The 4843-nt window shown below is 69.9% G+C and carries 6 protein-coding genes; 4 read left to right on the top strand and 2 right to left on the bottom strand.

Annotation, left to right across the window (positions count from 1 at the left end):
* Window positions 1-288: 288 nt before the first annotated feature.
* On the bottom strand, window positions 289-717 hold the full coding sequence (arfB, locus tag ACE3O8_RS12775; RefSeq protein WP_374390335.1) for an alternative ribosome rescue aminoacyl-tRNA hydrolase ArfB: 429 nt from the start codon (window positions 715-717) through the stop codon (window positions 289-291).
* A complete protein-coding gene (locus ACE3O8_RS12770) occupies window positions 714-1907 on the bottom strand; it encodes a multidrug effflux MFS transporter (protein ID WP_374390333.1) in 1194 nt (397 codons plus the stop codon). The genes arfB and ACE3O8_RS12770 overlap by 4 nt, the downstream gene beginning before the upstream one ends.
* A 90-nt stretch (window positions 1908-1997) precedes the next feature.
* Here ACE3O8_RS12770 and ACE3O8_RS12765 point away from each other — a divergent pair, with 90 nt between their 5' ends.
* The 4 genes from ACE3O8_RS12765 to ACE3O8_RS12750 form a co-directional block, all read left to right on the top strand.
* The gene (locus tag ACE3O8_RS12765) at window positions 1998-3236 is read left to right on the top strand and encodes an acyl-CoA dehydrogenase (RefSeq protein ID WP_374390331.1); all 1239 of its coding nucleotides are present in this window, start codon (window positions 1998-2000) and stop codon (window positions 3234-3236) included.
* Window positions 3233-3706, top strand: coding sequence for a glucuronosyltransferase (locus ACE3O8_RS12760; protein WP_374390330.1), 474 nt, complete (start codon window positions 3233-3235; stop codon window positions 3704-3706). Before ACE3O8_RS12765 ends, ACE3O8_RS12760 begins: the two co-directional genes overlap by 4 nt.
* Window positions 3703-4194: a glycosyltransferase gene (locus tag ACE3O8_RS12755; protein ID WP_374390328.1), complete on the top strand. Its 492-nt coding sequence runs from the start codon at window positions 3703-3705 to the stop codon at window positions 4192-4194. The genes ACE3O8_RS12760 and ACE3O8_RS12755 overlap by 4 nt, the downstream gene beginning before the upstream one ends.
* A gap of 16 nt (window positions 4195-4210) precedes the next feature.
* A partial coding sequence (locus ACE3O8_RS12750) for a molybdopterin cofactor-binding domain-containing protein (protein WP_374390326.1) occupies window positions 4211-4843 on the top strand: 633 nt, incomplete at its 3' end.

The raw sequence follows: 4843 nt of genomic DNA, 5'->3' as shown, positions 1-4843 counted from the left end.
CGCGCGCCCGGGTGGGGGGGGGGGGGTCATTGCCGGCTCCCTGCCCCGGCCTGGCGGGCCCCGGCGGGCCCCGCCGGGGGGTCGCGAACCCGGCGGGCACTCGGCCGATACGCTTGCGAGGGCGGGCAAGCTTTCCGGTGACCGGCCGTTACAGGGGGAGAAGCAAGGCGCGTGCCAACCGGCCGCGCCTTGGGTGCGGCTGCCTGTGGACAAGGAAGGGCGTCAATTGTCTGGCGCGCCGGGGCCGTGAAGCGTCAGGAAATTGACGCCTGCGGCCGGGCCGCCGGGTCAGTCGGACAGGGGCTTGCCGCGCCCCGACTTGATGTCCGACCGGCGCTTCTTGCTGTCGAGCCGTCGCGCCTTCGCGGCCTTGCCGGGCTTCGTCGGGCGGCGCGCCTTGGGGGCGATGGCCGCCTTCGCCAGCAGGTCCACCAGCCGCTGGATCGCATCTTCCCGGTTCATCGCCTGGGTGCGGAACCGTTCCGCGAAGATCAGGATTTCGCCCGCGTCGGTGAAGCGCGAGCCTGCCAGCGCCGCCGCCCGGGCCTTTACGGCGGCGGGGAGAGAAGGGGAATTGGCGAGATCGAAGCGCAGTTCGACGGCCGTGGAGACCTTGTTGACGTTCTGCCCGCCGGGGCCGGAGGCGCGCACGAAGCGCAGCGACAGTTCATCCGCGTGGATGGCAAGGCCCCGGTTGATCGGGATCCAGCCTGTCATCCGCGGATGGCGCGGCGGATGCAGATCATCGCGCCGAGGAAGCCGGCCGCCATGGCTGCCGCCATCGCCAGCGGGCCTGCCGCGGCGAAGGGGGCGGTGATCGCGCTGGCGAGCGCGCCGAACAGGAACGAGCCTGCGCCGATGAGGGCGGAGATGGACCCGGCCCGGTGCGGCATCGCGCCGAGCGCCAGCGCCGAGGCATTGGCCGATACGAAGCCGTAGCTGCCCAGCCCGAAGAAGAGCAGCGCCATGGTGACGGCCATGTCATCCACCCCGACGGCCGACAGCCCCAGCAGCAGCGTGGCGAAGGCGAGTGCCGCCGCAGAGCCCCTTCGGGCGATGAGGGCGGGCGGCCAGCGTGTCAGCGCGGCCCGGTTCAGCTGCGAGGCGATGACGAGGCCGAGCGCGTTCAGCGCGAAGATCCAGCCGAAGGCGGACGGCGGCCGGGCATAATGTTCGATGAAGAGCGCGGGCGAGGCCGAGACATAGGTGAAGAGCGCGGCACTGTTGAACGCGCCCGCGCCGACGAAGCTGAGGACGCGCCGGTCCGCCAGCGCGGCGCGATAGCTTTGCAGCGGGGTTTCGCCGGCTGCCTGTGCGGCGGTGGCGGCGGTGCGGCTTTCGGGCAGGCGGAACAGCACGGAGACGCCGACGATCAGGCCGAAGGCGGCCAGCACCAGGAAGATGGATTCCCAGCCCCAGCGCGCCAGCAGAAGTGCGCCGCCGGTGGGCGCCAGCATGGGCGCGATGGCCAGCACCAGGAAGGTCAGGCTGAACAGGCGGGCGGATTCGGTGGTGTCGTAGCGGTCGCGGATGACGGCGCGGGCGATCACCAGCCCGGCGCTGGCGCCCAGCCCCTGCACGAAGCGGCCGGCGGCCAGTGCCTCGATCGAGGGCATGCGCGTGAGCGCGAGGGAGGCGAGCGTGTAGAGCAGGATTCCGGCCAGCAGCGGCGGGCGGCGGCCGACCCTGTCCGACAGCGGCCCCCAGCCCAGCTGGCCGATCGCCATTCCGGCCAGGAACGCCGACATGGTGAGCTGGGCCGCAGCCGGGCTGGCGCCGAAGTGGCGCGCGATATCGGGCAGCGCCGGCAGGTAGAAATCGATGGAGACCGCCCCGAAGGCCGTCAGCGCGCCGGCCAGAAGGACGAAGCCAAGGGTGGGGCGGCGGGACTCGACGGGGGCGTGCATCGCGGTGCGCCTAGCATGGGGGAAGCGCCTTGGCACCCGTGCTGCGCTCGCGTAACGGGCAGCCATGCAATTTCGGGACGGAGACGGGCAATGACGGCAGCAGGCGCGACGGCAACCGGCGGAGAGACATCGCCCGCAAAGCCCTGGCCTCGGTTCGACTGGGCCGATCCCGCGCTGATCGAGCTGGAGCTGACGCAGGAAGAGCGGATGGTGCGCGACACCGCGCGCGCCTTCGCGGAACAGCATCTGGCCCCCATCGTGACGCAGGCGAACCGGCACGAGACGAGCGATCCCGCGTTGATGAAGGCCTTCGGGGAGGCGGGTCTGCTGGGGCCGACGATCCACGGCTATGGCTGCGCAGGCGTTTCCTATGTCGCCTATGGGCTGATCGCGCGCGAGGTGGAGCGGGTTGATTCGGCCTATCGCTCGGCCTTTTCGGTGCAATCCTCGCTCGTGATGTATCCGATCTGGGCCTATGGCACCGAGGCGCAGCGGCAGCAGTGGCTGCCGAAGCTGGCATCGGGCGAATGGATCGGCGCCTTCGGCCTGACCGAGCCGGACGCCGGATCGGACCCGGCCGGCATGAAGACCCGCGCGGTGAAGACGGCGGACGGCTTCCGGCTGACCGGCGCGAAGATGTGGATCACCTCCAGCCCCTATGCGCATCTGTTCGTGGTGTGGGCGAAATGCGACCTGGGCGATGGCGCGGGCGAGCAGATCCGGGGTTTCGTGCTGCTGCGCGGCGACAAGGGGCTTTCCACGCCGAAGATCGAGGGCAAGTTCAGCCTGCGCGCCTGGGTGACGGGCGAGATCGTGCTGGCGGATGTGGATATTCCGGCCGACCGGCTGCTGCCGAACGTGGCCGGGCTGAAGGGACCGTTCGGCTGCCTGAACAATGCGCGCTATGGCATCGGCTGGGGCGCGATGGGCGCAGCCGAGTTCTGCTGGCATGCGGCCCGGCAATATACGCTGGACCGCAAGCAGTTCGGCCGGCCGCTGGCGGCCACCCAGCTGGTGCAGAAGAAGCTGGCCGACATGCAGACGGAAATCACTTTGGGGCTGTTGCTGGCGCTGAGGTCGGGCCGGTTGATGGATGCGGGGAAGCTGGCGCCGGAGGCCATTTCGCTGCTGAAACGCAACAACTGCGGAAAGGCGCTGGAGATCGCGCGCGTTGCCCGCGACATGCATGGCGGCAACGGCATTTCGGACGAGTTCGGCGTGATCCGCCACGCCATGAACCTGGAAGCCGTGAACACCTATGAAGGCACGCACGATGTGCATGCGCTGATCCTGGGCCGGGCGCAGACGGGGCTTCAGGCCTTTTCGTGACGCGGCTTCTCGCGATTTCGTCCACGGGGGGGCACTGGGTGCAGCTGAACCGGCTGATGCCCGCGTTCGAGGGGTGCGAGGTGCACTGGGCCTGCACCAGCCCCGATCACGAGGCGCGGCTTCGCGTGGCGGCGAAGCGGCTGGGGCAGGGGGTGGCCAGCTACACCGCCATCACCGACGCCAACCGCTGGACCAGGATGAAGCTGGTGAAGCAGATGCTGGAGACGGTGGCGCTGCTGATCCGGGTGCGGCCTGACGTGATCGTGACGACGGGCGCGAGCGTGGGATTCTTCGCGATCCGGGCCGGCAAGCTGATGGGTGCGCGCACCTGCTGGATCGACAGCATCGCCAATGGCGACGAGCTTTCGCTTTCGGGGGCGAAGGCGGGGCCGCACGCCGACCTGTTCCTGACGCAGTGGCCGCATGTGGCGAAGCCGGGCGGGCCGGACTATCGGGGTGCGGTTCTGTGATTTTCCTGACGGTGGGCACGCAGGAGCCGTTCGACCGGCTGGTGAAGGCGGTGGACGACTGGGCCGGCAGCCATGACGTGCCGGTGTTCGGCCAGCTGGGGCGGCTGGAGCCGGGCAGCTATCGGCCGCGGAACTTTCCGTTCGAGCCCTTCATTTCGGCGGACGAATTCCAGGAACGGGCGGAAAGCTGCACCCTGATGGTGGCGCACGCGGGGATGGGATCGATCATCTCCGCGCTGACGATGGCGAAGCCGCTGCTGATGATGGCGCGCCGCGCTTCGCTGGGGGAGCATCGCAACGAGCATCAGCTGGCGACGGCGGCGCGGTTCGCCGGGCGCGCGGGGCTGCATGTGGCGGCCGACGAAGGAGCGGTGGGCCCGCTGATCGACCGGCTGCTGCGGGATGCGCGCGATCCTTCGGGGGCGATTTCGCCCTATGCCCAGCCGGAGCTGATCGCGGCGCTGAAGGATTTCATTCGCGGCGCTTAACGCGTAGGATTTGCCCATGCTGCAGAAATCGCCAGACGCGCCGCCCCGCAAAACCCGGTTCGTACCTTCGCGCCGGGGGTTCCTGATCGGCGCGGGAGCAACGCTGGGCCTTGTCGTGGGCTATGCGCTGTGGCCGCGCAGCTGGCCCAACGCCTGGGAAGCGGGTGACGGCGAGACGCTGCTGGGCCCCTGGGTGAAGATCGGCCCGGACGGCCGGGTGACGGTGCCGGTGCCGCAGGCGGAGATGGGGCAGGGCGTGATGTCCGGCTTTGCGCAGATCGTGGCGGACGAACTGGGCGCGAACTGGCAGATGATGGCGGTGGAGCCCGCCCCCTGGCACCCGGCCTATGCCAATGTGGGCATGGTGCGCGAGGGAACCGCCGGGTTGCCGGCGGTGGTGCGCGGGCTGGCGGCACGGGTGGGCGAGGAAGCCGTGCGGCGGATGAACCTGCACCTGACGGGCGGCAGCACCAGCATCAAATCCTATCATGATGATCTGCGGCGGGCGGCCGCGGAAGCGCGCGCGCGGCTGGAGATGGCTGCGGCCGACGAATGGGGCGTCGCCGCCGGCGAGGTTCACACCGAGAACGGCTTTGTCGTCTATAAGGCGAACCGGATGGCCTTTGCCGATGCGGCAAAGCTGGTGGAC

Origin of the sequence: Sandaracinobacter sp., assembly GCF_041909755.1 — a bacterium.
GTDB lineage: Bacteria > Pseudomonadota > Alphaproteobacteria > Sphingomonadales > Sphingomonadaceae > Sandaracinobacteroides.
This window is presented reverse-complemented; position numbering and strand designations above follow the sequence as displayed.

Coding starts and splice junctions, on each gene's coding strand:
- arfB (WP_374390335.1), bottom strand. CDS start 717: ATGACAGGCTGGATCCCGATCAACCGGGGCCTTGCCATCCACGCGGAT.
- ACE3O8_RS12770 (WP_374390333.1), bottom strand. CDS start 1,907: ATGCACGCCCCCGTCGAGTCCCGCCGCCCCACCCTTGGCTTCGTCCTT.
- ACE3O8_RS12765 (WP_374390331.1), top strand. CDS start 1,998: ATGACGGCAGCAGGCGCGACGGCAACCGGCGGAGAGACATCGCCCGCA.